The organism is Nocardia sp. NBC_01327 (genome assembly GCF_035958815.1).
Classification (GTDB): Bacteria; Actinomycetota; Actinomycetes; order Mycobacteriales; family Mycobacteriaceae; genus Nocardia.
In genome coordinates this window covers 2,836,342-2,862,913 of the sequence record NZ_CP108383.1, presented here as the reverse complement: position 1 = coordinate 2,862,913, position 26,572 = coordinate 2,836,342, and the positions used below count along the sequence as shown (strand labels likewise).

Below are 26,572 nucleotides of genomic sequence, written 5' to 3'. Positions count from 1 at the left end.
CCGTTCGTCCCTACCCCCGGCAGGCATCGCCGGCCGTCCGTGTCAGATTCGAGCGACTCAGACCTCGAGCAGCTCAGATTCCTTGTGCTTCACCAGTTCGTCGATGGAGCTGACGTACTTCGCGGTGGTCTTGTCCAGTTCCTTCTCGGCGCGACCGACCTCGTCCTCGCCGGCCTCACCGTCCTTCTGGATGCGGCCGAGCTCCTCCATGGTCTTGCGCCGCACATTGCGGATGGAGATCTTGGCGTCCTCACCCTTGGACTTGGCCTGCTTGACCATCTCGCGGCGCCGCTCCTCGGTCAGCTGCGGGACGGACACGCGGATGATGTCGCCATTGTTGGTCGGGTTCACACCCAGATCCGAATTGCGGATCGCGGTCTCGATCGGCTGCAACTGGCTCTGCTCGTACGGCTTGATGATCAGCATGCGCGGCTCGGGCGTGCTGATACCGGCGATCTGGGTGATAGGCGTGGGCGACCCGTAGTAGTCCACGACAACCCGGGAGAACATGCCCGGATTCGCGCGACCGGTCCGAATGGAACCCAGATCGTCCTTCGCCACCGAGACAGCCTTCTCCATCTTTTCCTCGGCGTCGAAGAGCGCTTCTTCAATCACGGCGTTTCCTCCACAGCGTCATCGTTCTTTCCACTGGTCACGAACGGACCAGCGTGCCGATCTTCTCACCGGCGACGGCACGGGCAATATTGCCCTTCGTCAACAAATTGAACACCAGCATCGGCATCTGGTTGTCCATACACAGGCTGAACGCGGTGGCGTCGGCCACCTTCAGGCCACGTTCCAGGACCTCTTTATGCGTGATCTCGGTGAACATGACCGCATCCGGGTCCTCGCGCGGGTCCGCATTGAAGACACCGTCGACGCCCTTGGCCATCAGCACGACCTCCGCACCGATCTCCAGCGCGCGCTGCGCGGCAGTGGTGTCGGTGGAGAAGTACGGCATGCCCATTCCGGCGCCGAAGATCACGACCCGGCCCTTCTCCAGATGCCGCTTGGCGCGCAACGGGAGATACGGCTCGGCGACCTGCCCCATGGTGATGGCGGTCTGCACCCGGGTGTCGATGCCCTGCTTCTGCAGAAAGTCTTGCAGCGCAAGGCTGTTCATCACGGTACCGAGCATGCCCATGTAATCGGAGCGGGCGCGTTCCATACCGCGCTCCTCGAGCTCGGCGCCACGGAAGAAATTGCCGCCGCCGATGACTACGGCCACCTGGACACCGTCCTCGACGACCTCCGCGATCTGCTCGGCGACCGCCTGCACCACATCCGGGTCGAGACCGACCCGGCCACCGCCGAACATCTCGCCGCCCAGCTTGAGGAGCACTCGGCGATAGCCCTTGCGGTCGGGGGCCGTATCGGGGTCCGTCATCGGTCTCCTTGTCCTCGGCAGTCGCGCAGCCACGCACATGAAAAGGCCACCCCGGCGCATGCATCGCACGGGACGGCAACAAACTGGGTTCTATCCTGCACCACGGGCGGTCACGACCATGCGGCGACCCTCTATACGGTGCCCGAATTCGTGATATTCGGCGCGTGCCGCACGGGCCGACGGTACGGCAATCCGACCGGTACCAGCCCATCCCGCTGCGGAACCGCCCAGCAGCCCGACCTTCCGGTAAATCGGCAGCAAGGTGACCGACCACCCGTTACTCCTGGAATCAGGCGCCCCGAGGATCCGTCCAGACCATGGAATCATCGGCACCGGATCAGCTTTGAAGACAATTCATTTCAGATATGGTCCAGCCCATGAACCCCCAAACCCGTTCCCTCCGAATCGGATTCGCGACCTTCACACTGGCCGCCGCCCTCGCTATGACAGCGGGTCAGGCAACGGCCGAGCTCGCCCCGCAGCCGGTCGCCTCCAGCGGCTCCACCGGAACCGGAAGCGGCAGCTACTTCCTCGACAGGCTCGCTGCATACCTGACGTCCGGCAGCTCCAGCTGCCCGCCATGGGCGCTAATCTGCGGACCGATCGGCTGATCGGTCCAGACCCCGGAATCGATGGCAGCCGATCCACTTTGAAACATCTCGGTTTCGAATAGCCTCCGCTGTATGAACCCCCACAATCGCAGCGCCCGAACCGGATTCGCCGTCCTCGCACTCTCCGCGGCCATTGTCTCCACGGCCGGGCAGGCCGCGGCGAACGTCTCGCTCGACCCCGCCGAGAGCGTTTCGACCTCGACCGTCTCCGATGCGGCCACAACCGGATCCGGTGACATCCTCTCACTGAGCGCCGATGCCGCCCGGAATCCGATTCTGGCGGCACTGTGGAAGCCATTCGCAGACGCGATCGAGCTGGGCTTCTGCGGCTCGGCAGGCTGCGGGCGCCACTCCTAGACAACCTGGCCACATCCGCCCAGCGGCCAGGACTCAGACATCTGACATGAGGAGGAACCGGCTGATCGAAAGGCAGTGCGCCCCTAGGATTGGGGGCATCGAAACACAGTGAAATGGCTTGGCTTCAAATAACATCTCCGGCCATGACACGCCTCTCCAGCCGGGCCCTCAACGGCGGAATCGCCACCCTGACACTTGCCGCCGCACTAATTGCAGGAGCCGGCGTCGCCGCCGCCGGCATTCCCCTCTCCCCCGCCGTCAACGCGATCGACAACAGCGGTTCCGCCGGCGTCGGCCCCGACGGCAATACGGGTTCGGCGGGCAGTGCGTTCGCATACCCACTCCTGGGCGTCGTCCTCGACCTCGCCTCACTGAGCGGAAGCACGGTCCCGACAATGGGCTCGGCAGGCGCCCATTGATCCGGACCGGGGACACTTCCGGAGTGAGACGCACCCAGGCCACAGTGGTACCGGCTTCACCACCGAACAGGCCGCAGGGGTACTGACCCCGGGACCGAAAACATTTTGAAGTAACTGCATTTCATATACCGTCCGACCATGATCATCACCACGCGTCGCGGGGCGCGAACAGGATTCGCCGCATTAGCACTCGCCGCAGGGGTGATCGCCGCAGCCGGCCAAGCCTCGGCGACCGTCGCCCCCTCGACCTTCACGAACGCGAGCCCGATCGCATCAACTCCCAGCTCCGGCTCCGGTGCTACACAGAGCACCTTCGACGTGCCGCCCCTACTCGTCGGGCTCCTGAACCTCCTGAACGATGCGACCGGAAGCGGCCCCAGCACACACCCTCCGATCGGCTGCGGGACGACCTGCTGACGGGGTGAAGCCCCGCCGCACTCCACGCGACAACCATCAAGCGTCGCCAGCAAAACACCCCCTACCACCTCTTCGGCATCCAGGGGCGATCACACCAAAGACACTGAAACAAGTTGAAATGACAGCGTTTCAGATAATGTCACCGAGCATGACATCTCCATCCCGCAGGGCCCTCCGCGCCGGATTCACTGCTCTGACGCTCGCCTCCGTGCTCGCTGCCGGGGCAGGCACCGCCACTGCGGATCTTCCCGCGACCAGTTCCGCCACTGGCTCCAACACGCCCCAGGGCGGCACCACTTCGCCCCTCCCGCCGGTCATCACCTCCAGCGCCGAAACGGGCTCGAGCATCGGTAACAGCATCTTCGGGTTGTATTGCAACTTCGTAGTGGCGCTGACCGGGAACGATGGTTGCGAGACCGCTTCCGGCGGCCCGGCCTGAGAACGTGCCACAAAAAAGGGCCTCTTGCTCATCGAATATCGATGAGCAAGAGGCCCTTTCGGGTGTGTCAGGCGATCAGGCCTGGCCGACCTCGAAGCGAGCGAAGGCGGTGATGGTGGCACCGGCCTCGTCGAGCTGCTGCTTCACGGTCTTCTTGCTGTCGGTGACCGACGACTGCTCCAGCAGGACAACGTCCTTGTAGAAGCCGTTGACGCGGCCTTCGGTGATCTTGGCGAGGGCGGCCTCGGGCTTGCCCTCTTCGCGCGCGGTCGCCTCGGCGATCGAACGCTCCTTCTCGACGAGGTCGGCGGGGACCTGGTCGCGGGTGACGTACTTGGCCTTGAGCGCGGCAACCTGCATGGCGGCGGCGCGGGCGGCCTCGGCGGCAGCTTCGCTGTCACCGGTGTACTGGACCAGCACGCCGACGGCGGGCGGCAGGTCGGTAGCGCGCTTGTGCAGGTAGGTCGCGACCGGGCCGTCGAAAGCGACGGCGCGGCGCAGCTCGAGCTTCTCGCCGATACGGGCGGCCAGCTCCTGCACGGCCTGGTCGGCGGTCTTGCCGCCCAGGTCGACAGCCTTGAGCGCATCCAGGTCGGCCGGGCGCGTCTTGGCGGCAGCCGCGACGATGCTGTTGGCCAGCTCCTGGAACTCCGCGTTCTTGGCGACGAAGTCGGTCTCGGAGTTGATCTCGATCAGGACGCCGTCCTGCGAGGCAACCAGGCCCTCGGCCGTCGAGCGCTCAGCGCGCTTGCCGACGTCCTTGGCGCCCTTGATACGCAGGATCTCGACTGACTTCTCGAAGTCGCCGTCGGTCTCCTCGAGCGCCCGCTTGCAGTCCATCATGCCGGAGCCGGTGAGGTCGCGAAGCTTCTTCACGTCAGCGGCGGTGTAGTTCGCCATGTCGGGCGAGCCTCCTCAGTGTGGGAATGTGGTGGTCACACCTTGCCGCCCGCTTCCTAACAGGAAGGGGCGGCAGAGTGAACGAACTTCGTTGTCGCGACTCAGAAGTCGGCCGGGGTGGCAGCCGGGGGAACCTCGGCCACAGCGGCCTCGGCCGCGGTCTCGACGGGCGCCTCGGCAACAGCCTCGGTGGCCTCGGCAGCCGGAGTCGCCGAAGACAGCAGCTCCTGCTCCCACTCGGCGAGCGGCTCGCCGGCGGCGCCGGCTTCCGGCTTGGAGTCGCCACCGGCGCGCGCGGCACGGGCCTGCACACCTTCGGCAACGGCGGAAGCGACAACGCGGGTCAGCAGCGCGGCCGAACGGATCGCATCGTCGTTACCCGGGATCGGGTAGTCGACCAGGTCGGGATCGCAGTTGGTATCCAGGATCGCGATGACCGGGATGTTCAGCTTGCGAGCCTCGCCGACGGCGATGTGCTCCTTGTTGGTGTCGACGACCCAGATGGCCGAGGGAACCTTGGCCATGTCCCGGATGCCGCCGAGGGTGCGCTCGAGCTTGTTCTTCTCACGCGTGAGCATGAGGATTTCCTTCTTGGTGCGACCCTCGAAGCCACCGGTCTGCTCCATGGCCTCGAGCTCCTTCATACGCTGAAGGCGCTTGTGCACGGTGCCGAAGTTGGTGAGCATGCCACCGAGCCAACGCTGGTTGACGTACGGCATGCCGACGCGAGTGGCCTCGGCCGCGATCGATTCCTGGGCCTGCTTCTTGGTACCGACGAAGAGAACGGTGCCACCGTGGGCGACAGTCTCCTTGACGAACTCGTAGGCCTTATCGATGTAGGTCAGCGTCTGCTGCAGATCGATGATGTAGATGCCGTTGCGGTCGGTGAAGATGAAACGCTTCATCTTCGGGTTCCACCGACGGGTCTGGTGACCGAAGTGCGCGCCGCTGTCGAGCAGCTGCCTCATTGTTACGACAGGCATGGCTACGTAACCCTTTCAATTGCTGGTTGACGCAAAGGTCGGCGACCTCTGCCCTGGCGCCCACGGCCGCCGGACCCTCCGCAAAAACCAGGGGGACCAGCCGACGACCCTCGATGTGGGCGCGCGAAGTCGGTCTGCAGTCAAGCAAACCGCTCGATCAGTTTACGGTGTTGTTATCCGAGACCGAAATCGCCCTGTCAGCAGGCTTTTGACCTGGGCATACTCACCTCTGGGTGACCGCGTATTCGATCGAGAGCACCAGCGCTACCACCGCTACGACGCCGACCGCCACCGCCACCGCGGTAATGCCGCGAGAGCCCCGGCTCCACGCACCCCTGCGATGCGAATGCAGCACCCGCCCGCGCTGTACGCACACCGCCGTGACCACCAGCAATGCGATGGTCGCCATGAACGCGGCCACCGAGACCGGAGGCCAATCGCTGCTGTACGCGGCCTTGAGGAACAGCACCGCGTTCGCCATCGACGAGATCGCCGTCCGGCGCCACGCCAGCGCGGTGCGCTCGGCCGCGAGACCCGCCTCCGGGCTGGTCACGACAGCAGCAGGCCGATGCCCGCGAGTACCGCGATGACCGCGATACCGCAGGCCAGAATCGGAACCATGAGCGTGCGCGGGAGTTTGTCACCGCGCTGCATGGACTCCTGCACATGCCGCCAGCGGCCGTAGGCGCCGAGCGCGACAACACCGGCCAGCACGATGCAACTCATCGCGACCGCGGAGCGGACACCGTGGTGGCGGAAGGGTTTCACCAGTTCATGGACCGCGACACCGCCGGCGAGCAGGCCCAGGGCGGTGCGAATCCAGGCCAGGAAGGTGCGCTCGTTGGCGAGGGTGAAGCGGTAGTCGAGCTCCTGCTCCTCGGCCTCGATGAGCTCCTCGATCTTCGCTTCGGTCGCGGCGATCTCGTGTTCGACCGCTGCCATCTCCGAATCGGCGGCGCTGCCGGACGGCTCGGCGGAGCCCATTCGATTTCTCCTTCGTCTGCGCGTGCGCGGCAGCGGACAGCTGATCCGGCCTTCTCAACCACACGGTATTCACAATCGTGCGGCTATCCACAATTCGCATTCACGGTAGCCCGGACGGGTTTGCCGGAGCGCACAGTGAAGGTATGCGCCTGATCGTGTCGATCGTCCTCGGCTGGCTGGTCCTGCTCACACCGCAGTGTCTGGCCGCACCGGGTGCTGCCGCGCCGATCAGCGGGTTCGACTGGCCGCTACGGCCGCGACCGGCGGTGGTGCGGGCATTCGACAAACCCGAACGGGACTGGTTGCCCGGGCATCGCGGCGTGGATCTGGGCGGAAGTCCCGGGCAACAGGTGCTGGCGGCGGGCGACGGGACGGTCGCATTCGCGGGGATCGTGGCGGGCAAACCCGTGCTGTCGATCGACCACACCGGCGGGCTGCGCACCACCTATGAGCCGGTGAAGTCATCGCTTCCATTGGGGCGCAGGGTAATTCGTGGCATGCCGATCGGCGAGCTGCAATCCGGCCATGACCGGTGCCCCGTCAGCGCGTGTCTGCACTGGGGCCTGCGGCGCGGGCACGACTATCTCGATCCGCTCGGACTGGTTCGGCACGGGCCCATTCGGCTCCAGCCGCTGGCATCGCAGTCGCTACCCGGGGTCGGCTGAGACGAGCCGCACCAGGCCTGCCTCTATCCGAGGCCGGGGCGGGCGGTCAGGATGAGGGTATGCCGCAGAACCCCGCAACGGTCCCGTTCACATACGCCGATGCCGGAGCTACCAGGGGTGAGTTCCCGCCGGGGTATCACCACTTCCGGATACGCCGCCGAATCGGTTCCGGCCGTGCGCTGTTCGAAGAGGCGGGGATCCAGATCCTGGCCTACCGCATGCAGCGGGGCACCGGCATCTTCGAGCAGGCCACCACGCCGAACGCCGAGCCCGGCACCGAACTGACCGTCCGCCTCGGCCTCGGCCCGCTCGGCATCAGTGCACCCTGCCGGGTGGTGTACGTCCTGGACGAACCGAACCGCCGCGGCTTCGCCTACGGCACGCTGCCCGGTCATCCCGAGAGTGGAGAGGAGCTGTTCGCCGTCGAATACGACCCGGCCGACGAATCGGTCTACGGGATCGTTGCCGCGTTCTCCCGCCCCGGCGCCTGGTACACCCGGCTCGGCGGACCGGTGGTCCGGCTCATCCAGCACTGGTTCGCAGCGCGCTACATCGCCACCATTCAACCGCGCTGAGAAGCCCGCCAGGGAACCTGCGACCGATCATCGGCGCTCGCACGCGGCCGGTTCGGGCTGCGGCGCATGGTGATTGGTGCTGCGCCTCACCAGCGGCCGGGGGCGGCGGTACTGCGGGGCGACCTCGGATGCCAACTCGGGTCACCCGTCCGATTCCGCTGCGGTCAGTGGCGAAGGAAGCCCAGTCAGCCGTTGTCGAGATGTGTCGCCAGGGCGGCGGCTTCGGCTCGCAATGCTGTCGCCCGGTCTGCGCCGCCTGTCAGGGATTCGTATTCCTTTGCGGCGGTGAGGCGTTCGTCGATTTCGGTGCGGACTATCGCTTCGATATCGGATTCGGTGAGATCGCGGCGAGGGCGCTCGGCGGCGCCCACTCCGATTGCGCTGGTTTCGATTGCGCCTGCGCGGACATCCGAACTGTCGACCGCTTCGGCATTGTCGATGGCGCCGAGGGCGGAACGCAGAGCTGCCGTGGCGGTTTTGTCGCGAGCCTTCATGGCAGTGGGCAGGGCGGCGCGGAGACGCTCGCGCAGGGGCTTGGGACCTGCGGGTTGTTCGGTCATCATGATCGAAGACGCTACGGCCGAGTGCCGCACGCGTCGATCATTTAACGCTGGCGGTTGCTTCCCCGTTTAACGCCGGCGGTTGCGTCGAGGGACTGGTCGATGCGGGGGACTTTCGACCACCGCGTCGACCAGAAGAACCCTCATGCGCCCGGCGAACGCGCTATACCGCTGCGGTAGCGGACTTCTCGCTCTCGGCGAGCTCGGACTTCCAGCGGCGGAAGCCCTCTTCGGTGCGGCCGCGCCGCCAATAGCCGGAGATCGAGGCCCATTCGGCGGTCACGCCGTGCTCCTTGCGCACGTACGGGCGCAGATCGTGCATGACGGCCTGGGCTTCACCGTGGATGAAGACCTGGGCCTGACCGTCGAGCCAGGACTCCGCGCGCACGGCCGCGGCCAGGCGCACTCCGGGTTCCGCGCCCTCGCGGTGCACCCAGGTGAGGGTTACGCCCTCGGGGTGCACGAAGGCGAGTTCGTCTGCGGGACCGTCGACCTCGACGAATATGCGGCCGACCGCATCGGAGGGCAGCGCCTCGGAGGCCGCTGCGATGGCGGGCAGGGCGGAGTCGTCGCCGGCCAGCAGATGCCAGTCGGCGTCGGCGCGGGGTGCGTACGCGCCACCCGGGCCGAGCAGGTCAATGGTGTCGCCGGGCTCCGCCGCCGCGGCCCAGGGACCGGCGACGCCCTCATCGCCGTGGTACACGAAATCGATGGCGATCTCCTCGGCGGCGGTATCGACCGCGCGCACGGTGTAGGTGCGCATGGTGTCGCCGTCCGCGCCGGGGAAGGCGAGTTTGACGTAGGCGTCGGTGAAGCCGTTGGGCTGGAACGACGCGAAGCCGGGGCCGCCCAGGTGGACACGAATGAGGTGGTCGGTCAGGCGGATGGTGTTCTGAACGACAAAAGTTGTGCGGGCGCGAGCCAAGAGGGCACCTCCATAATTAGGGTTACCTAATAGACCGTAGCATGATTGTCGATAGCTCGTCGATAGAGTTTCGATACGGTGCCGATCAGTGCAATTCATCGACGAGCGCCGCCAGCGCCGCGGCGAGAACAGCGAGACCCGGCCCGGCGGGGCCGCCCGGTTCGATCATGTAGTTGTCGCGGCGGATCTCCACCATGAGGGCGGTCAACCGCGGCTCGGTGCCGTAGAAATCCAGGGGTACATAGGCGCCCGCGAACGGGCTGTTGGTGCCAACACCGCCGAAATCGCCGAAATTCCGCGAGGCCCGGGCAAGCAGGGCCGGCGGAGTGTGGAAGTCGTCCGAGCCCAGGCAAATCGGCGGACGGCTGCCGTCGCCGTGCAATTCGTACGGCAGCCGGACGGTGGGATAGGAGTGCACATCGATGATGACGGCCCGGCCGGTCGCGCGCAGGCGATCGGCGACCACCGCCGTCATCGCCCGGGCATACGGATGGAAGTAGCGGTCCAGCAGTGCGGTGGGATCGAAGTTCTCGGGGCGCAGCGGAGTTCGGTGCGTCGTCCGCGTGTAGACCGCACCCATGCCCACCGCGCGCATCTCCTCCCGCTCGTCCGGAAAGCGTTCGGGGTCGACCACCAGGCGGGAGAGCCGGTTCACGAACTGCCAGGGGCGGATTGCCGAGAGCCCGGCGGCCGTTTCGGCCAGTGCCGCGGTGTGCGCATCCGTGATGTGGTCCAGTTCGTGTGCGAGCTGCCGGTCGTCGAGCGGGATATCGGAGCGGACCTGCGGCGGGATGGCACGCGCGGAATGCGGAACATGCAGGATCACAGCCGAATCCGCCGCGCCCGGGCGGACTTCGACGGAGTCGGGAATCCGGGGCATGCGGTCAGGCGCGGGGGTGGGCTTGATCGTGGACCTTCTTCAGCCGGTCGATGGAGACGTGCGTGTAGAGCTGGGTGGTGGCCATGCTGGCATGACCCAGAATCTCCTGCACCACACGCAGATCCGCGCCGCCCTCCAGCAGGTGTGTGGCAGCGGTGTGCCGGAAACCGTGCGGGCCCATATCGGGTGCGCCGGGAATGGCGGAAACCACCTCGTGCACAACAGTTCTGGCCTGCCGCTGATCCAGCCGGCCACCGCGGCGGCCGAGCAGCAGCGCCCGGCCGGAGGTCGCGGTCGCGAAGGCGGCACGACCGTGCCGGAGCCAGTCGTCCAGCGCCTTGTCGGCCGGTCCGCCGAACGGCACCGCCCGCTCCCTGTTGCCCTTACCCAGCACCCGCACCAGCCGCCGCTCCCGATCCACATCCTCGATATCGAGCCCGCACAGCTCGCTGACCCGAATCCCGGTCGCGTACAACATCTCCACGATCAGCCGATCGCGCAGCGCCATCGGATCATGCTGTGCCGCACCGGATTCCGCGGCGTCCATGGCCGCCCGCGCCTGATCCTGCCCCAGTACCGCGGGCAGCACCCGATGCGCCCGCGCCGATCCCAGGCGGGGCCCCGGATCCACGCCCAGTCGCCCGGTATGCGCCAACCAGGCGGTGAACGTGCGTGCCGCCGAAGTTCGGCGCGCCATGGTGGTCCGCGCCGCCCCGGCCGAGGCCTGCTGCGCCAACCAGGACCGCAGCAATGCCAAATCCACCTCGCCCACACCGGAATCCGCCGCCCGCTCCAGCAGATGCTCCAGGAGCGACCGCGCATCCCCCACATAGGCCCGCACCGTGTGCTCCGACCGGTTCCGCCCCAGCCGCAAATGCCGCCCGTACTCGGCCAGCAATGCCTCCAGGTCTTCGGGCAATCCACTCATGCCCCCACGGTCACCGCCCCTCCCCCGCAAAGCAAGCCCCCGCGCCGCCGACTCCCCACCTCCGCAGAGGTCACAGCGCGGTTTTCCCCATCGAACCGATGACCGGCAACGCCCCTTCCGAGTGCATCCAGGCCGCATCGGGCTGTGGCGGTGCCCATCTCGGCGAGGTAGACCAGCGCAATGCGGGAGGGCTCGGCGCGAGACCGCAGGGCAAGGACCCAGCGCGGCACGGCAGGGCACCTCTCGGCGGGCCGCGCGGGTATGCCGGTCTGCTCGGAGCAGATCCACAGTTCAGCGAGACCGGTCACGGACCGCGGGTTCGGATTGCGCCTGCTGCCGCTTCGATTGGGCCAGGCGGTGCCAGCCGTTGTCGTCGCAGGCAACCAGGCCTGCGATCTCCAGGGCGGAGAGGGTCGCGCGCACCAGTGGTAGGGCCAGACCGGTGTCTGTCACCAAGGCACGTGGGAGACGGGAACCTACTGCGGGAAGGGCGGTGAACAGGAGTGCCTCGTGCTCGGAGAGATTGTCCTCCGGGGCGGGCGGGACGACGCCGGGCAGGGACAGGCGCAGCGGGCCTGCTTCGTCGAGAATTTCCGCGGCGGTGGTGGCGATGAAGGCCTCGCCTTCGCGAATCATGCGGTGGCAGCCGACCGAGGCGGCAGAGGTGATCGGGCCCGGGACGGCGAGAGCCGGACGGCCCAGGCGGCGAGTCCATTTCACCGTATTGCGGGCACCGCTGCGGGCACCCGCTTCGACCACCACCACGGCATCGGCCAGCGCCGCTATGAGGCGGTTGCGGGCCAGGAAATAGTGTTTGCGCACTCCGGTTCCGGGTGGATATTCGGTGACGACCAGCCCGGTCGCGGCAATCTCGGCCAGCAGCCGATCATGCTGCACCGGATACGGGCGGTCCGGCCCGCAGGCCAGCACGGCGACGGTGCAGCCGCCCACCGCCAGCGCCGCGCGATGAGCCATCCCATCGATTCCGAAAGCCGCGCCGGACACCACGGTCCACCCCCGCACCGCCAATTCCCCGGCAATCTCCCCCGTCGCGTGATTCCCGTACCCGGTGCTGCACCGCGCACCCACCACCGCGATCGCCCGCTCGGTGCACTCGAGCAGCGATCGTGGTCCGCGCGCCCACAGCACGAGCGGCACCGCCGCGGCCTCATCCTGCGCCGGATCCAACTGCCGCAACCCGAGCATCCGCCAGGCAGGCCACTCCGGATCATCAGGCGTCACCACCCGCCCACCCAGCCGATCCATCAATGCCAAATCCTGCTCGGCCCGCTCGATCCCACGCCGCAACTCGGTCGGCCCCCGCAACACCTCCGGCAGCGCACACTCCCGCACCGCCCGGGCCGCCTCCACCACCCCCACCGACTCGATCAGCGAAGACAGTGCCGCACAAGGCCCCTCGACCACCCGGGACAAATAGACCCAGGCCAACCTCCGCTCATCACCATCGGACCGATCCACTCGAATCGACTCGTCAGCACCACCCACCGCGCAGCCCGGGCTGTCCGGAGTCTCGCAATCGGCCACTGGCTCAATGGGATCGGCGGCCGACCTGGCCGAACTGTCCGACCTCACGGCCGACCCGCTCGGCCCAGAAGGTCGGCCGTTCAGAACAGCAGTATCCCGGTTCAGACTGGAGACCGATTCGGCCCGCGCCCCCGCAACGCCGACCGAGTCGGCAGGAGACTTACGCACCGCCGCAGCAGGATCGCCCTGCTCGGCCGCGCGCTCGGGCACGTCGACGATTCCACCGGCGGGTTCGGCAGTAGGGCATCGGGCCGACATCTCCGCCGCGGCGACAGTGCCTCGAGCGGGTGACCGCTCCGGGGCTGCCACCGTTCGATGTTGTTCAGGCGGCATATCACTCATGCCACACCTCGCTGACGGAAGCTCAATGCCTGCAGGACGTCCTGGGCATTGGGAATGTCGCCGCCGCGTAAATCGCTGACGGTCCAGGCGACTCGGATGGCGCGATCCGCGCCGCGGGCCGACATGCGGCCGTGGCTCAGGGCGGTCTCGACGGGGGCCAGCGCCTCCCGGGGCAGCCGGAATTGCTGCCGCAGAACGTGTCCGGGGACTTCGGCATTGGTCGAGAGGCCCAGACCTTCCCAGCGCTTGGCCGCGGCATTGCGGGCCGCGGTCACGCGGGCCCGGACCACCTCGCTGTTCTCGACCTCGTCACCGCTGAAGGCTCCTGCCGACTGCGCATGCATCTGGACCGCCAGATCGATGCGGTCGAGCAGTGGACCGGACAGTTTGCCGAGATAGCGGCGGCGGGCCAAAGGCGCACAGATGCAATCGATATCGCGGGCGGGCGCGCACGGGCACGGGTTGGCTGCCAGGACCAGCTGAAATCTGGCCGGATACCGCGCGACCCCGTCACGACGGGCAATGCGAACTTCGCCCTCCTCCAAGGGAGTTCGCAAGGCTTCGAGGACTTTGCTTCCGATCTCGGCGCATTCGTCGAGGAAGAGCACCCCGCGATGGGCACGGCTGACCGCACCCGGGCGGGCGGTGCCCGATCCGCCGCCGATCATGGACGTCACCGAGGACGAGTGGTGCGGGGCGACGAAGGGTGGGGCGAAGATCAGGGGGTGATCGTCGGAGAGAATGCCCGCCACCGAGTGGATGGCGGTGACCTCCAGGGATTCTCGTTCCCGCAGGGGCGGGAGGAGACTCGGAAGGCGCTGTGCCAGCATGGTTTTGCCGATCCCGGGCGGGCCGGTGAGCAGCAGGTGGTGGCCGCCGGCCGCCGCCACCTCCAGGGCCCAGCGGGCCTCGTCCTGGCCCACCACCTCGCTCAGATCGCCGATGGAGGGGGTGGGGGCGGGCTGGACCGGATCGGGCAGCGCGAGATCGGTGGCACCGCGCAGCCAGTCCACCAGCTCGCCCAGTGTCGAGGCGCCGAGTACGCGAATGCCGTCCACCAGCCCGGCTTCGGCCAGTGCCGCGGTGGGGACGACGACCGTACTACGCCCGGCGGTACGTGCCGCCAGCACCGCGGGCAGGATGCCGCGCACCCGCCGCACGCGCCCGTCGAGGGCCAATTCACCGAGTAGCACCGCATCGGCGAGACGCTGCGCCGGAATGGAACCGGCCGCATCGAGCACTGCCGCCGCCAGCGCGAGATCGTAGACACTGCCGACCTTGGGCAGGGTGGCCGGCGACAGCGCCAGGATCACCCGCCCGTCCGGCCACTTCTCCCCTGTATTCGTGACCGCCGCCCGCACTCGGTCCCGGGATTCCTGCAGCGTGGTGTCCGGCCGCCCCACCAGGTGCACCGACGGCAGGCCCTGCCCGATATCGGCCTCGATCTCCACCAATTGCCCGTCCACCCCGGCAATCGCCACCGAATACGCCCTCCCCAAAGGCATGTCAGAACACCGCCTTCAGATGATCGATCACCGGCTCTGTCCCGGGCCGCATGAGCACCGACACCACATCGAACCGGACCCGCGACCACGGGCCGGACTGCTCGTGCAGCCACAGCAGCGCGAGGCGGCGTATGCGCTGCTGTTTGAGGAAGGTGACGGCCTCGGCGGGCGAGCCGAAGCCCACGCCGCGGCGGGTCTTGACCTCGATGAACGCCGTGACGCCCGCGCTGTCCCGGCCGATCAGATCGAGTTCGCCGTACCGGCACCGCCAATTGCGGGCAACGATCTCCATACCGGCGGCGCTCAGATACCGCGCCGCCAGTTCCTCCCCGTGTGCGCCCAGCGCGAGATTGTGTCCCATTCAGCCAGCATGGCCGGGCCCAGAACGGACCCGGCCATGCCGACCTGCGGAAACAGATTGCCTGTGGATAGCGAGAAGCGTGTGGACTACTCGGGAAGCCGCAGGTCAGGCTTCTCCAGCTCCTCGATATTGACATCCTTGAAGGTGATGACTCGAACGTGCTTCACGAAGCGGGCGGGCCGGTACATATCCCAGACCCACGCATCGGACATACGCACCTCGAAGTACACCTCGCCGTCAGCGTTCTGCGGCCGCAGTTCGACTGTGTTGGCCAGGTAGAAGCGGCGCTCGGTCTCCACCACATACGAGAACTGGCCGACGATGTCCTTGTACTCTCGATATAGCGAGAGTTCCATCTCGGTTTCGTATTTCTCGAGATCCTCGGCGCTCATCGGGTGGAACGTCCTCCTTGTCGCCCAACTGGGTGTAGAGACATCATCCCGCATACGCGGTATCGGTAGCCACCCGGCCGGTCTCCCGCACATTGCGCCAGGACCGCCGGTGCTCACTGGTGACGCCCAACCGCTGCAGGGCCTCGGTGTGTTCGGGCGTGTTGTAGCCCTTGTGCCCGGCGAATCCATAGCCGGGGAATTGCTCGTCGAGCTGCACCATCATGCGGTCCCTGGTCACCTTGGCGAGCACGCTCGCCGCCGCGATACAGGCCGCCGTCGCGTCGCCACCGATCACCGGCAGCGACGGCACCGGAATGCCCGGTACGCGGAACCCATCGGTGAGAACGTACCCGGGCACCGGGTCCAGCCCCGCCACCGCACGCCGCATGCCTTCGATATTGGCGACGTGGATACCGATGGAGTCGATCTCCCAGGCCGGGACCACGATCACCTTCCAGGCCAGCGCGACCCGCTTGATGATCGGGAACAGCTCTTCCCGTGCGTTTTCGGTGAGTTTCTTGGAATCGTCGAGTCCGGCGAGGGAGGTGTACGCCTTGGGCGCCAGCAGGCAGGCGGCCACCACCAGCGGTCCCGCACACGGGCCGCGGCCCGCCTCGTCGACACCCGCGACCGGACCCAGCCCGCTGCGGATGAGCGCCGATTCCAGCGTGCGTAGCCCGCCGGCGCGGCGCATGACCACGCGCGGCGGCCAGTCGCCGCGTTCTGTCGGCTGCTGAATCAGTGTGCCGCCGCGCGACTTCCGCGCCGGACCGCTCGCGGCCCGCGTGCCCGCACCGTTCGCCATCTTCCCCACCGGTCGATTATCCCGCAGGACTCAGTTGGTCTGCGGGTCTTGGGAGCGCACAGATCCGATCCGGCCCAGCGGCCAGATCTTGTAGACCGCCTTGCCGCGCACATCCTTGATCGGCACGGTGCCCTGGTACTGATCGTCCTGGTGGTAGCGCGAATCCGCGGATTCGGCGCGGTTGTCGCCCATCACCCACAGATTGCCGTCGGGCACCTTGACCGGTCCGAACGCCCGGCCGCCGGCGTTGTACGGCAGCGTGGGCTGTGCGGGATTGAACGGATTGTTGCGGCTGCGGCCGTCGGGGTAGGTGCCGATGTACGGCTCGTCGAGCGGCTTCCCGTCGACCAGGATGCGGCCCTGCGCATCACAGCACTGCACGGTCTGCCCGCCGGTGGCGATGACCCGCTTCACCAGATCGTTCTCGTCCGGCGGGACCAGTCCGAAGAAGGAGAAGAAGTTCTGGGCGCCGCGCACCACGGTGTTCCGCGAGCGGATCGACGTGTAGTGCTTGTTCCAGGAATCACTCGGCCCGACGAACACCACCACATCACCCGGCTTGGGATCGCCGAAGTAGTAGCTCAGCTTCTGCACGTAGATGCGGTCACCCGTACAACCCGTGCATCCGTGCAGGGTCGGTTCCATCGACTGCGACGGGATCACATACGGCCGGCCGATGAATGTCACGACCAGCGCGGTGATCACTGCGGCAATGCCGATGAGCATCGGCAGTTCCTGCCAGAACGGGCGCTGCTTCTTCTTCGGCTTGGTGGTCGCCGGCTCATCCGCACGGCTCTCATCGCCGGGCCCGGACACCGTCAACGACTCGCTCTCGTCTGCCACCGGAACAGAGTAGCCCGGCACCGCGAAGAAACCATGCGGTGCCGGGCTACTCGGCGTTCGGAGCGAAAAGCTACTTCAGCGCTTTTCCTTGATCTTCGCGGCCTTGCCGCGCAGATCGCGCAGGTAGTACAGCTTGGCGCGGCGGACGTCACCACGGGTGACGACCTCGAGGGTCGCGATGTTCGGGGAGTGCACCGGGAAGGTGCGCTCCACGCCGACACCGAACGACACCTTGCGGACCGTGAAGGTCTCGCGGATGCCACCGTTCTGGCGGCGGATGACGACGCCCTTGAAGACCTGGACGCGCTCCTTGTTGCCTTCGATAACCTTCACGTGCACGTTGACCGTGTCACCCGGGCGGAAAGCCGGGATGTCGCTGCGGAGCGACTTTTCGTCGACGAAGTCGAGGGTGTTCATTTCCGTCCTTATGATGTTCGCGCGAACAGAGGAACCTGGTGGCTACCTCGAGTGGAGATGCTCTACCGGTTCGTGCTCCGGATATTGGGCGGTGCCCAGGCATGAAAGCGCCCAAGGCAACCTGACCATAGTGCCAGACGGCCCGGCCCACCCGGAAATCGGGGCCCCTCGCACCGGCTACGACCCGGTGTTCGCGCGGGTGATCGCGGAGGCGATATCCGACACGAGCGGCGGATAGTCGGTAGCGCCGGTGACGACCTGCAGAAATACCAGGCAGTCCTGGGCGGCCGCGGCAACCTCCATGCACTCGCGCAGTTCTCCGACCGTAGTGGCTCGCAGCGTCAGCACCGAATCCTCGTCACCGCCGAAAGCGTGCGGCAGTTCACCCCAGCGCCAGGGTGCGATGTCGTTGTAGGGCGCGCTCGCACCGTGAATGGCGCGCTCGATGGCGTAACCGCTGTTGTCGACCAGGATGATGACGCCGGTCAGGCGTTCGCGGATCCAGGTGCCGAGCTCCTGGATGGACAGCTGCGCCGCGCCGTCGCCGATCACCAGCACGGGGCGGCGGTCCGGACAGGCCAGTCCGGCGCCGAGCGCGGCGGGCAGCGCGTAGCCGATGGAACCCCACAGCGGCTGGCCGACGAAGGTGATGCCGGCGGGCATGCGCAGGGCGGCCAGGCCGAAGAAGGCCGAACCCTGGTCTGCCACAACCACATTGTTGTTGTCCAGCGCTCCGGCCACGAGCGGCCACAGGGTCGCCTGGGTGAGCGGGGTCTCGCCGGGATCGGTGATGACGGGGATGACATCGGCGGCCGGGGTGGTCGCGTCCGGTTCGGCGAACGCGCCGGAGATCCTGGTCAGGATTTCCAGCGCGGCGGTCAGCGATAGCGGCGCATAGGCGTCCATACCGCCGATGACGGTGCGCTCCGGGCCGATATCGATGGTCCGGCGCGGGTCGATGCGATGACTGAATCCGGCGGTGATGCTGTCGGTGTACTGCACGCCGACCGTGACCAGGCGCTCGGAATCCTCGACCGCCGCGCGCACCGCCTCGGGCGAGGCCGCACCGGTGTAGACGCCGAGGAAGTTCGGGGTCGATTCGTCCACGAGCGTTTTGCCCCAGGCGAGCGTGGCATGCGGCAAATCGGCAGCGTGCAGCAGTGACCGCAATTGATCGGTCGCGCCTATGCGGTTGACGAAGACGTCGGCCAGCACGGTCACCCGGCGGTCGACGAGGAAATCGAGGGCGGCCTGCTCGAAAGCCATTCGCGCACCGGCACTGCTGAAGTCCGCGGGCGGGGACAGCGGCGTGGCCGGCGGCTGGACCTCCACCCGTGCCGTATCGGTGGCGAGCATCAGATAGCCCGGACGCCGGTGCACCAGTACCGAATTCAGCACCCGGTCGATTTCCTGGCAGGCGTCGGCCGCGCCGAGATCGGCCTGGGCACAGGTGACTTCGGCGGCAATGCGCCGGAAGTGGTGGAAGTCGCCGTCGCCGAGAGTGTGGTGGATGACGCGGTGATTGGCCTGGATGTCCTTGGCCGGCACCCCGACGATGTGCACGACCGGTACGTATTCGGCATAGCTGCCCGCAATGGCATTGACCGCGCTGAGCTCGCCGACGCCGTAGGTGGTGACCACCGCGCCGATGCCGCGCAGCCGGGCGTAACCATCGGCGGCGTACCCGGCATTGAGTTCATTGGCGCTGCCGACCCAGCGGATGCCGCGGTGCTCGACCACGTGATCGAGGAATTGCAGATTGAAATCCCCGGGGACACCGAATATTTCGGTGACTCCGAGTTCGTGGAGCCGATCGAGCAGGTAATCGCCGACAACGTAGCCCATTCGGCTACAGTGGCACGCCAGTCGTCAGTCAGCAACCTTACGGCTACTTACGAGATGGTGCGTCGAGGGCGGAGCGGGCGGAGCCGGGAGCACCGTGCGCGCCAACTCCTCCTCCGCGGCCCGGCGGACATGCGCGACATCGGGCTTACCGGCCACCAGATCCTGGACGAAAATCTTGGCCCGGATCATCGGCCGCCGGTACCGGCGTTCGCGCACCACCGCTCGCCGCATGAGCCCGGCGCGCGAGGAATAGCGCCACCGCGCCCAGGGCGCACCCGGACGGCTCAGGCGCAGCGCGCCGATCAGCAGCAGCGGCAGGAAGAACATGCCGAACAGACCCGTCCAGATTTTGCCCTTGGCAATGACGATCGCGGCCAGCACCAGATTCACCAGTGCGAACACGATGACGAAGGTGCGATCGGCGGAGTTCGGATCATGGCGGACATCACCGAGATTGAGCAGCCACAGCGGATGGAAGCCGAGCAGCAGCAGACCGGTGACGGCGACCGCCACGAAGACGGCATCCACCGAGGTGCGGCCCTGCTCCTCCCAATACACATCACGCAGGTAGTAGATGAGCGCGAACTCGTCGAGCACCAGCGCCGCGCCGACCCCGAAGACCGCCGCGAAGGCACTGATGACCCCGACACTGCTGTCGTAGAGGGTGACCAGGCCGACCCCCGAGCTGAGCACCAGCACCACGCCGAAGACCATGTGGTGGATGTGCACGTCGCCGGCCCGCACATTGCCCGGCCACCAGCGCACCTCCTTGCGGATGAGCCGCACGCTGATTCGGATCAGCAGGAATCCGACGATGAATCCGAGCAGTAGGCAGGCCAGGGGCAGTCGTCCGGTATCCACGACACCATCGATCCACCACCGCCGCACATGCCCCATGCCCTCGTCGCCTCCGCGATCAATTCGCACCACCTGACGAAGCAACGCTACCTGTCGCTCAGAAACCGCCTGAATTCCTCGCGCGTTGTGATGGTCAGAAGGCGGATTCCGGCCAAACGCATGCCGGGATGACGGACCGTCTTCCGCAGGGACAGGCCAATTCCCGCAAGACGGGGCCCCTGCCGAAGGACGGGGCCGACCTGAGATAGGACGGGGCCGAGCTGAGGCAGGACGGCCAAGCTGAGGCAGGACAGAGCCGACCTGCCAGAGGACAGAGCCTGATCGGACTGAAGACGTGGCTGGACCGGAGGCCAGGCCCGATCGGATCGGAGACGGGCTGGGCTGGGCTGGGCTGGTGGCGCAACGTCGCGGAATGCCGCAGGCCGGCCACTTCCTGTGGCCGGCCTGTGGTTTTCGAGCCGGAGTTACTTGCCGAACCCGGCCTTGCGGAGGGCGTCGGCCATGGAACCGCTCGGGGCGGACTGCGGGCGATTGCCCTGCTGACGGGCGCCGCCGCCCTGACCACCCTGGCGGGCCGCGCCGCCTTGACCGCCCTGACGGGCAGCCCCGCCCTGACCACCCTGACGCGGGTTGCCCTGGCCGCCCTGGCGGGGGCGGTTGTCATTACCGGCCGGGCGCTGGCCCTGCCCGCCGCGCGGACGGCCTTCGCCGCGTTCGGGTTTCGGCGCGCCGGGCTCGTCGTCCAGGCGCAGGGACAGGCCGATGCGCTGGCGCTGCACATCCACCTCCATGACCTTGACCTTCACCACATCGCCGGACTTCACGACCTCGCGCGGGTCCTTGATGAAGTTGTGCGACATGGCCGAGACGTGCACCAGGCCGTCCTGGTGGACGCCGATATCGATGAAGGCGCCGAAGGCGGCCACATTGGTGACCACACCCTCGAGCACCATGCCGGGCTCGAGATCGCCGACCTTCTCGATGCCCGCGGCGAATTCGGCGGTCTTGAATTCCGGTCGCGGGTCACGGCCGGGCTTCTCGAGCTCGGCGATGATATCGGTGACGGTCGGGACACCGAAGCGCTCATCGGTGAAGTCCGCGGGCCGCAGCGCGCGCAGCGCCGTGGTGTTGCCGATGAGCTCGTGCACGCCGCGGCCGCTGGCCTCGAGCATGCGGCGGACGACGGGGTACGCCTCCGGGTGCACGGACGAGGTGTCGAGCGGATCCTCGCCCTCGCGGATGCGGAGGAAGCCCGCGCACTGCTCGAAAGCCTTGGGGCCCAGGCGCGGCACGCTCAGCAGTGCGGTGCGGCTACGGAAGGGACCATTGGCATCGCGGTGCGCGACAATGCTTTCCGCGACCGAACCGGTAATGCCGGACACGCGCGAGAGCAGCGGCACCGAGGCGGTATTGACGTCCACACCGACCGCGTTCACCGCATCTTCGACCACCGCGCCGAGCGAGCGGGCCAGCAGCGTTTCGGAGATGTCGTGCTGGTACTGGCCGACGCCGATGGACTTCGGATCGATCTTCACCAACTCCGCGAGCGGATCCTGCAGCCGGCGTGCGATGGAGACCGCGCCGCGCAGGGACACATCCATATCGGGCAGCTCCACCGAGGCGTACGCCGAGGCCGAGTACACCGAGGCGCCCGCCTCGGAGACCACGATCTTGGTGGGCTTGTTCTCCGGAATGCGCGAGATGAGTTCGGCCGCAAGGGCATCGGTCTCGCGGGAGGCGGTGCCGTTGCCGATGGCGATGAGCTCCACATTGAAGCGCGCGACCAGCGCGCCCAGCACGGCGAGCGACTTCTCGGTCTGACCCGTATGCGGGTAGATGACCTCGGTGGCGACGGCCTTACCGGTGGAATCGACCACGGCCACCTTCACCCCGGTGCGGAAACCCGGGTCCAGGCCCATGGTGGTGCGGGTACCGGCGGGCGCGGCCAGCAGCAGATCGCGCAGGTTCATGGCGAAGACGTCGACGGCGTCGCGTTCGGCGGACTGGCGCAGGCGCATTCGGGTATCGATGCCCAGGCTCACCAGCAGTTTGGTCCGCCACGCCCAGCGCACGGTATCGAGCAGCCAGGTGTCGGCGGCACGGCCCTGCTCGGCAATGCCGAACTTGTAGGCGATGCGGCCCTCGTAGACGGTGCGCTCGCCGGGCTCCGGCTCTTCCGCGTCGGCGGCGAGGTGCAGGGTGAGCACCTCCTCCTTCTCACCGCGCAGCAGCGCCAGAATGCGGTGCGAGGGCAGCTTGGTGAACGGCTCGCTGAATTCGAAGTAGTCGGAGAACTTGGACCCCGCCTCCTCCTTGCCCGGGCGCACGCTGGAGCTGACCTGTCCGCGCGTCCACATGAGCTCGCGCAGTTCACCGACCAGGTCGGCATCCTCGGCGAAACGCTCGACCAGGATGGAGCGCGCACCGTCGAGCTGTTCGGCGCTGTACTGCGCGGGATCGGTGGCCGGATCGTTGATCAGGGCGTCGGCGACGGGCTCGTGCCCGGCCTCGCGCGCGATCTGCGCCTTGGTGCGCCGCTTGGGCTTGTACGGCAGGTAGATGTCCTCGAGGCGGGCCTTGGTATCGGCGAGCATGAGCTGCGAATGCAGTTCCGGATCCAATTTGCCCTGGCCCCGAATGGATTCGATGATCGAACCGCGGCGCTCGTCGAGTTCGCGCAGGTAGTGCAGGCGCTCGTCGAGGGTACGCAGCTGAGCGTCGTCGAGCCCGCCGGTGACCTCCTTGCGATAGCGGGCCACGAACGGCACGGTCGAGCCGGCGTCCAGTAGTTCGATGGTCGCGCGCACCTGCTCGTCGCGCACGCCCAGCTCATCGGCAATGCGCCGGCTGACGCTGCCGAGTCGAACGGCGCTCTCGGTGCCGGTGGTCACGGTGCTCGCGGGACCTGTGGTTTCCGCGCTGACGGGTTCGGAGGCTGTCGTCACGCCCGCAGACACTACCGGCGTCCGCTGACACGCTGGGACAGTGCCGCACCGAAACGCTGCGGCGACACGCGGTCCCGGGGCCCGATCAGGAGCTGCCGGAGAGGCGGGTCATCAATTGTTTGCGGTAGGAGTCGAGGATGACGGCGACGATAATGACGGTGCCGGTCACCATGGTGCGCTGGAAATCCGAGACGCCCATCAGCAGCAGACCGTTGGTCAGCACACCGAGCAGGCAGGCGCCGAGCAGGGTGCCGATCACCGAACCGCGTCCGCCGGACAGGCTGGCGCCGCCGATCACCACTGCCGCAATGGCATTGAGCTCGTAGCCCTGGCCGAGAATGGGGCTGGCGACACCGAGCCGGGCCATGTAGATCACGGCGGCCACACCGACGCACAGTCCGCCGATGACAAAGCATACGATCTTGATCAGATTGGTTCGATGCCCCGAAAGTCGTACCGCCTCTTCATTATTCCCCGTCGCATAGACCAGTCGGCCGAAGACCGTGCGGGACAGCACGAACCAGGCCACCGCGACTATCAGCAGCGCCACCGCGAAGACCGCCGGAATACCGGCGACGGTGGCCGTGCCGAAGCTGGTCATCGCGGCCGGCAGGTTGTAGATCGTCCGGGCGCCGGTGTACTGCTCGGCGGCGCCGCGCGCGACGTAGAGCATGCCGAGCGTGACGATGAACGACGGCACCCGCCAGCGCTCGGTGACAAAACCGTTGATCAGACCGCAGATCGCGCCGATGAGCACGCTGAGGCCGAGGGCGGCGGGGATGGCCGACGAGCCGCCGTTCTCCATCGCCTTGCCCGCCACCACCGCGCACAGCGCGATGACCGAACCGACCGACAGATCGATGCCGCCGACCAGGATCACGAACGTCATGCCCACTGCCAGCACGGTATTGAGCGTGATCTGGGTCATGATGTCGCGAATATTGCCCGTGGTCGCGAAATGCGGTGCGGCAGCGAGGAAGAACGCCGCCAGTGCCACCAGCGCGACACCGATTCCGGCCTCGCCGAGCACCTGGCTCAGCACCCGGCCGGCCCGGTTGTCGGTGCGCGCCGCGCTGAGAGAAGTCATGCTGCACTGCCGTTCTTCAGATAGCCGGAGTAGGCGAGATTGAGAATGTGCTCGGCGTCGAAATCCGCGCGGGCGACCACACCGGCGATCCGCCCGGCCGAAAAGACCAGAATGCGGTCGCAGATCCCGATCAGTTCGGACAGATCCGAGGAGACCACCAGTACGCCCTTGCCCGCGGCGGCCAGATCGAGCAGGAGCTGGTGGATCTCGTAGCGGGCGCCGACATCGATGCCGCGCGTGGGCTCGTCGACGATCAGCAGATCGGCGTCGGTCGCCAGCCAGCGACCGAGCACGACCTTCTGCTGATTGCCGCCGGACAAGGCTCGGACCGCCTGCTCCGGACCGCTGGCCTTGATTCGGAGTTTTTCGGAAAGATCACGTGCAGAGGCTGTTTCACTCTTCTTTCGAAGCAAGCCCGACCGGCTGACCTTGTCCAGGGACGCCAGGCTGAGATTGGCGGCAATGGACAGATCCAGCACCAGCCCCCGAGCTTTGCGGTCCTCGGTCAGGAAGCTGATGCCACGCCGGACGGCATCGCGCGGACTCTTGATCCGCGCATCGCGGCCGCGTACCGAAACGGCCCCGCGCACAGCCTGATCCGCGCCGAAGATCGCCCGCATGGCCTCGGTCCGACCGGAGCCCACCAGTCCCGCGACGCCGACGACCTCACCCGCGCGCACGGCGAACGAGATCGGTGGCGTCCGCGCGGTGACGGAAAAGTCTCTGACACAGAGTATTTCGTCCCCCAGCGGCCGCGCAGTGACCGGCGGGTACTCGGCGGCCAAGTCCCGGCCGACCATCATCCGGACCAGTCCCGGAATATCGATGTCGGCGATCTCGCGTGCGGCGACGCTGGTTCCATTACGCAGCACCGTGACCCGGTCGCCGATCTCGAAGATTTCGTCGAGGTGATGGGAGATGAAGATGATCGCGACACCGTCGGCTCGAAGCCGGCGCATCACTGTGAACAGGGTCGCGGTCTCGCGCGGGGTGAGCGTCGCGGTCGGCTCGTCCATGATCAGCAGCCGGCATTCGGTGGAGAGCGCCTTGGCGATCTCGATCAGTTGCCGCTGCGCGATGCCCAGCCGCCCCACCGGCGTATCCGGTGAGACCTCGAGGCCGACCTGTTCGAGCAGATTCTCCGCGCGCGCCCGCATGGCGCGGCGGTCGACGATGCCGAATCGGCGCGGCAGATGCTGCAGGAAGAGGTTCTCTGCGACGGTCAGGGCGGGCAGCAGCGCCAATTCCTGGTGCACGACCTGGATTCCGGCGCGCAGCGCGGCCGCGGTATCGGCGGGGTGGTGCTCGGAGCCGCCCAGGATCATCCGGCCCGCATCCGGTTGTTCCACGCCCGCAAGGCATTTCACCAGCGTAGATTTACCTGCTCCGTTTTCGCCTATCAGCACATGGATTTTACCGGCGATAACGCTCAGGTCCACACCGTCCAGGGCGGTGACGCCCGGATAGCGCTTGGTCAAACCGGTGATCTCGAGGAGTGCACCGGTCTCTGGCTCGGGGTTCATACTGCTCCCAGTGATCTCGGGATATGCCGGGGTGGAGTCGATTCCGGTCGGCTCCACCCCGGCCGTTGTCCGCGTCGGGCCCCTCACGCCCCGGCGGTGACGACGTTCATCCGGGTCTTCTGCCAACCGGTGACGGCCTGGCCGCCGATCAGTCGCATGGCGACGTCGATACCGTCGCCCGCCTGCTCGGAGCCGAACTGGTCGAGGGTCGCCAGCATCGGGCCGTTCTGCAGGAAGGTCTTCACGGCCGGAATATTGTCGATGGAAACAACTTTGACGTTCGCGTGCCGCTCCTGAATGACCTTGATGACGCCCAGCGCCATCGAATCATTGGAGGCCATGACGCCCTGGATATCCGGGTGCGCGGTGAGCATATTGCCGAAAACGGTGTAGGCCTCGTCGGTTTCCCAGTGCGCGGTCTTGGAATCGAGCAGGTTCAACTTCGACGCGCCGATGGTGTCGTTGAAGCCGTTCTTCCGCTGCAGCGCATTGTCCGCACCTGGATTGCCCTCCAGCACAACCACTTTGCCGCCCGGTCCGACCGCCTTGGCCAGCACGTCGCCGACCTGCTCGGCCCCGGCCCGATTGTCCGGGCCGACCAGCGGGATCTGCACGCCCGCCGCCGCGAGTGCGTCGGGGTCGAGCGCCACATCGATATTGACGACCTTGATACCGGCCTTGCCGGCCTTGACCACCGACTGCACCAGCGCCTTCGAATCGGCCGGTGCGATGACAATGGCCTGCACCTGCTGGGTGATGCACTTGTCGACCAGGGCGATCTGCCCGTCGACATCCGTCTCGTTCTGAATGCCCGCGGTCTGCAGTTCGAGCGTGCCGAGCTTGTCGACGTGATCCTTGGCGCCCTTCTGCATCTGCTGGAAGTACTCGTTGGCGAGCGACTTCATGATCAGGCAGACCGTGGGCTTGCCATTGGCATTCGTGGCCGGGCTCGACGCCGTCTGTTCGGTGCCGCAGGCGCTGAGCGTCGCCGTGGTCGCCACGGTCAGAACAGCGAGTACCAGCCTTGTGCTTCTTCGCATTTCGGGTAACCCTCTCTTGTTGGAGCTATGTCGG

General features: G+C 67.1%; 29 protein-coding genes. 6 read left to right on the top strand and 23 right to left on the bottom strand.

What is annotated here, in order from left to right:
* Positions 1–57 precede the first annotated feature (57 nt).
* Both frr and pyrH read right to left on the bottom strand, forming a co-directional pair.
* A complete protein-coding gene (gene frr / locus OG326_RS12645; RefSeq protein WP_327144821.1) occupies positions 58–615 on the bottom strand; it encodes a ribosome recycling factor in 558 nt (185 codons plus the stop codon).
* A gap of 37 nt (positions 616–652) precedes the next feature.
* Positions 653–1,387 (bottom strand): UMP kinase, encoded by a 735-nt coding sequence (gene pyrH / locus OG326_RS12640; RefSeq protein WP_327144820.1) that lies wholly within the window; start codon positions 1,385–1,387, stop codon positions 653–655.
* A gap of 377 nt (positions 1,388–1,764) precedes the next feature.
* Here pyrH and OG326_RS12635 point away from each other — a divergent pair, with 377 nt between their 5' ends.
* From OG326_RS12635 to OG326_RS12620, 4 genes are all read left to right on the top strand, one after another.
* Positions 1,765–1,998, top strand: a complete 234-nt coding sequence (locus tag OG326_RS12635; protein WP_327144819.1) for a hypothetical protein — start codon at positions 1,765–1,767, stop codon at positions 1,996–1,998.
* Positions 1,999–2,070: 72 nt separating this feature from the next.
* Positions 2,071–2,355 (top strand): hypothetical protein, encoded by a 285-nt coding sequence (locus OG326_RS12630; protein WP_327144818.1) that lies wholly within the window; start codon positions 2,071–2,073, stop codon positions 2,353–2,355.
* Positions 2,356–2,498: 143 nt separating this feature from the next.
* Positions 2,499–2,774 (top strand): hypothetical protein, encoded by a 276-nt coding sequence (locus tag OG326_RS12625; protein ID WP_327144817.1) that lies wholly within the window; start codon positions 2,499–2,501, stop codon positions 2,772–2,774.
* A gap of 565 nt (positions 2,775–3,339) precedes the next feature.
* A complete protein-coding gene (locus OG326_RS12620; RefSeq protein ID WP_327144816.1) occupies positions 3,340–3,630 on the top strand; it encodes a hypothetical protein in 291 nt (96 codons plus the stop codon).
* A 75-nt stretch (positions 3,631–3,705) separates the two neighbouring features.
* Here the strand turns inward: OG326_RS12620 and tsf are convergent, their stop codons facing one another.
* From tsf to OG326_RS12600, 4 genes are all read right to left on the bottom strand, one after another.
* Entirely contained in the window at positions 3,706–4,530 is an 825-nt protein-coding gene (gene tsf, locus OG326_RS12615; RefSeq protein ID WP_327144815.1) for a translation elongation factor Ts, read from the bottom strand.
* A 101-nt stretch (positions 4,531–4,631) separates the two neighbouring features.
* Positions 4,632–5,513 carry a 30S ribosomal protein S2 gene (gene rpsB / locus OG326_RS12610; RefSeq protein ID WP_327144814.1) on the bottom strand — a complete coding sequence of 294 codons (882 nt, stop codon included), beginning with the start codon at positions 5,511–5,513 and terminating at the stop codon, positions 4,632–4,634.
* 223 nt (positions 5,514–5,736) lie between these two features.
* A complete protein-coding gene (locus tag OG326_RS12605; protein ID WP_327144813.1) occupies positions 5,737–6,066 on the bottom strand; it encodes a DUF202 domain-containing protein in 330 nt (109 codons plus the stop codon).
* Positions 6,063–6,497 carry a YidH family protein gene (locus OG326_RS12600; protein ID WP_327144812.1) on the bottom strand — a complete coding sequence of 145 codons (435 nt, stop codon included), beginning with the start codon at positions 6,495–6,497 and terminating at the stop codon, positions 6,063–6,065. Before OG326_RS12600 ends, OG326_RS12605 begins: the two co-directional genes overlap by 4 nt.
* A gap of 143 nt (positions 6,498–6,640) precedes the next feature.
* Here OG326_RS12600 and OG326_RS12595 point away from each other — a divergent pair, with 143 nt between their 5' ends.
* Both OG326_RS12595 and OG326_RS12590 read left to right on the top strand, forming a co-directional pair.
* Entirely contained in the window at positions 6,641–7,162 is a 522-nt protein-coding gene (locus OG326_RS12595) for a M23 family metallopeptidase (protein WP_327144811.1), read from the top strand.
* Between the two features lie 59 nt (positions 7,163–7,221).
* On the top strand, positions 7,222–7,737 hold the full coding sequence (locus tag OG326_RS12590; protein WP_327144810.1) for a DUF1990 family protein: 516 nt from the start codon (positions 7,222–7,224) through the stop codon (positions 7,735–7,737).
* A gap of 185 nt (positions 7,738–7,922) precedes the next feature.
* Here the strand turns inward: OG326_RS12590 and OG326_RS12585 are convergent, their stop codons facing one another.
* The 17 genes from OG326_RS12585 to OG326_RS12505 form a co-directional block, all read right to left on the bottom strand.
* The gene (locus OG326_RS12585; protein ID WP_327144809.1) at positions 7,923–8,300 is read right to left on the bottom strand and encodes a hypothetical protein; all 378 of its coding nucleotides are present in this window, start codon (positions 8,298–8,300) and stop codon (positions 7,923–7,925) included.
* A gap of 160 nt (positions 8,301–8,460) precedes the next feature.
* On the bottom strand, positions 8,461–9,222 hold the full coding sequence (locus tag OG326_RS12580; RefSeq protein ID WP_327144808.1) for a siderophore-interacting protein: 762 nt from the start codon (positions 9,220–9,222) through the stop codon (positions 8,461–8,463).
* Positions 9,223–9,307: 85 nt separating this feature from the next.
* On the bottom strand, positions 9,308–10,102 hold the full coding sequence (locus tag OG326_RS12575; RefSeq protein ID WP_327144807.1) for an N-formylglutamate amidohydrolase: 795 nt from the start codon (positions 10,100–10,102) through the stop codon (positions 9,308–9,310).
* 4 nt (positions 10,103–10,106) lie between these two features.
* Positions 10,107–11,030, bottom strand: coding sequence for a tyrosine recombinase XerC (locus tag OG326_RS12570; RefSeq protein ID WP_327144806.1), 924 nt, complete (start codon positions 11,028–11,030; stop codon positions 10,107–10,109).
* A 291-nt stretch (positions 11,031–11,321) separates the two neighbouring features.
* Complete coding sequence (dprA, locus tag OG326_RS12565) at positions 11,322–12,479, bottom strand: DNA-processing protein DprA (RefSeq protein ID WP_327144805.1); 1,158 nt, start codon at positions 12,477–12,479, stop codon at positions 11,322–11,324.
* A gap of 434 nt (positions 12,480–12,913) precedes the next feature.
* Positions 12,914–14,422, bottom strand: coding sequence for a YifB family Mg chelatase-like AAA ATPase (locus tag OG326_RS12560; protein WP_327144804.1), 1,509 nt, complete (start codon positions 14,420–14,422; stop codon positions 12,914–12,916).
* A gap of 1 nt (position 14,423) precedes the next feature.
* The gene (locus tag OG326_RS12555; protein ID WP_327144803.1) at positions 14,424–14,783 is read right to left on the bottom strand and encodes a YraN family protein; all 360 of its coding nucleotides are present in this window, start codon (positions 14,781–14,783) and stop codon (positions 14,424–14,426) included.
* An 86-nt stretch (positions 14,784–14,869) separates the two neighbouring features.
* A complete protein-coding gene (locus tag OG326_RS12550; RefSeq protein ID WP_067514125.1) occupies positions 14,870–15,175 on the bottom strand; it encodes a DUF2469 domain-containing protein in 306 nt (101 codons plus the stop codon).
* A 43-nt stretch (positions 15,176–15,218) separates the two neighbouring features.
* Complete coding sequence (locus OG326_RS12545; protein ID WP_327144802.1) at positions 15,219–15,989, bottom strand: ribonuclease HII; 771 nt, start codon at positions 15,987–15,989, stop codon at positions 15,219–15,221.
* Between the two features lie 21 nt (positions 15,990–16,010).
* Positions 16,011–16,823 (bottom strand): signal peptidase I, encoded by an 813-nt coding sequence (gene lepB, locus OG326_RS12540; RefSeq protein ID WP_442790951.1) that lies wholly within the window; start codon positions 16,821–16,823, stop codon positions 16,011–16,013.
* 75 nt (positions 16,824–16,898) lie between these two features.
* Positions 16,899–17,240 (bottom strand): 50S ribosomal protein L19, encoded by a 342-nt coding sequence (gene rplS / locus OG326_RS12535; protein ID WP_327144801.1) that lies wholly within the window; start codon positions 17,238–17,240, stop codon positions 16,899–16,901.
* A gap of 177 nt (positions 17,241–17,417) precedes the next feature.
* The gene (locus OG326_RS12530) at positions 17,418–19,085 is read right to left on the bottom strand and encodes an alpha-keto acid decarboxylase family protein (protein ID WP_327144800.1); all 1,668 of its coding nucleotides are present in this window, start codon (positions 19,083–19,085) and stop codon (positions 17,418–17,420) included.
* 24 nt (positions 19,086–19,109) lie between these two features.
* Entirely contained in the window at positions 19,110–19,982 is an 873-nt protein-coding gene (locus OG326_RS12525) for a hypothetical protein (RefSeq protein WP_327146456.1), read from the bottom strand.
* Positions 19,983–20,407: 425 nt separating this feature from the next.
* On the bottom strand, positions 20,408–22,834 hold the full coding sequence (locus OG326_RS12520) for a Tex family protein (protein ID WP_327146455.1): 2,427 nt from the start codon (positions 22,832–22,834) through the stop codon (positions 20,408–20,410).
* Positions 22,835–22,973: 139 nt separating this feature from the next.
* Positions 22,974–23,975 carry an ABC transporter permease gene (locus OG326_RS12515; protein ID WP_327144799.1) on the bottom strand — a complete coding sequence of 334 codons (1,002 nt, stop codon included), beginning with the start codon at positions 23,973–23,975 and terminating at the stop codon, positions 22,974–22,976.
* The gene (locus OG326_RS12510; protein ID WP_327144798.1) at positions 23,972–25,498 is read right to left on the bottom strand and encodes a sugar ABC transporter ATP-binding protein; all 1,527 of its coding nucleotides are present in this window, start codon (positions 25,496–25,498) and stop codon (positions 23,972–23,974) included. Before OG326_RS12510 ends, OG326_RS12515 begins: the two co-directional genes overlap by 4 nt.
* An 83-nt stretch (positions 25,499–25,581) precedes the next feature.
* Positions 25,582–26,538 carry a sugar ABC transporter substrate-binding protein gene (locus OG326_RS12505; protein ID WP_327144797.1) on the bottom strand — a complete coding sequence of 319 codons (957 nt, stop codon included), beginning with the start codon at positions 26,536–26,538 and terminating at the stop codon, positions 25,582–25,584.
* Between the last annotated feature and the right edge of the window lie 34 nt (positions 26,539–26,572).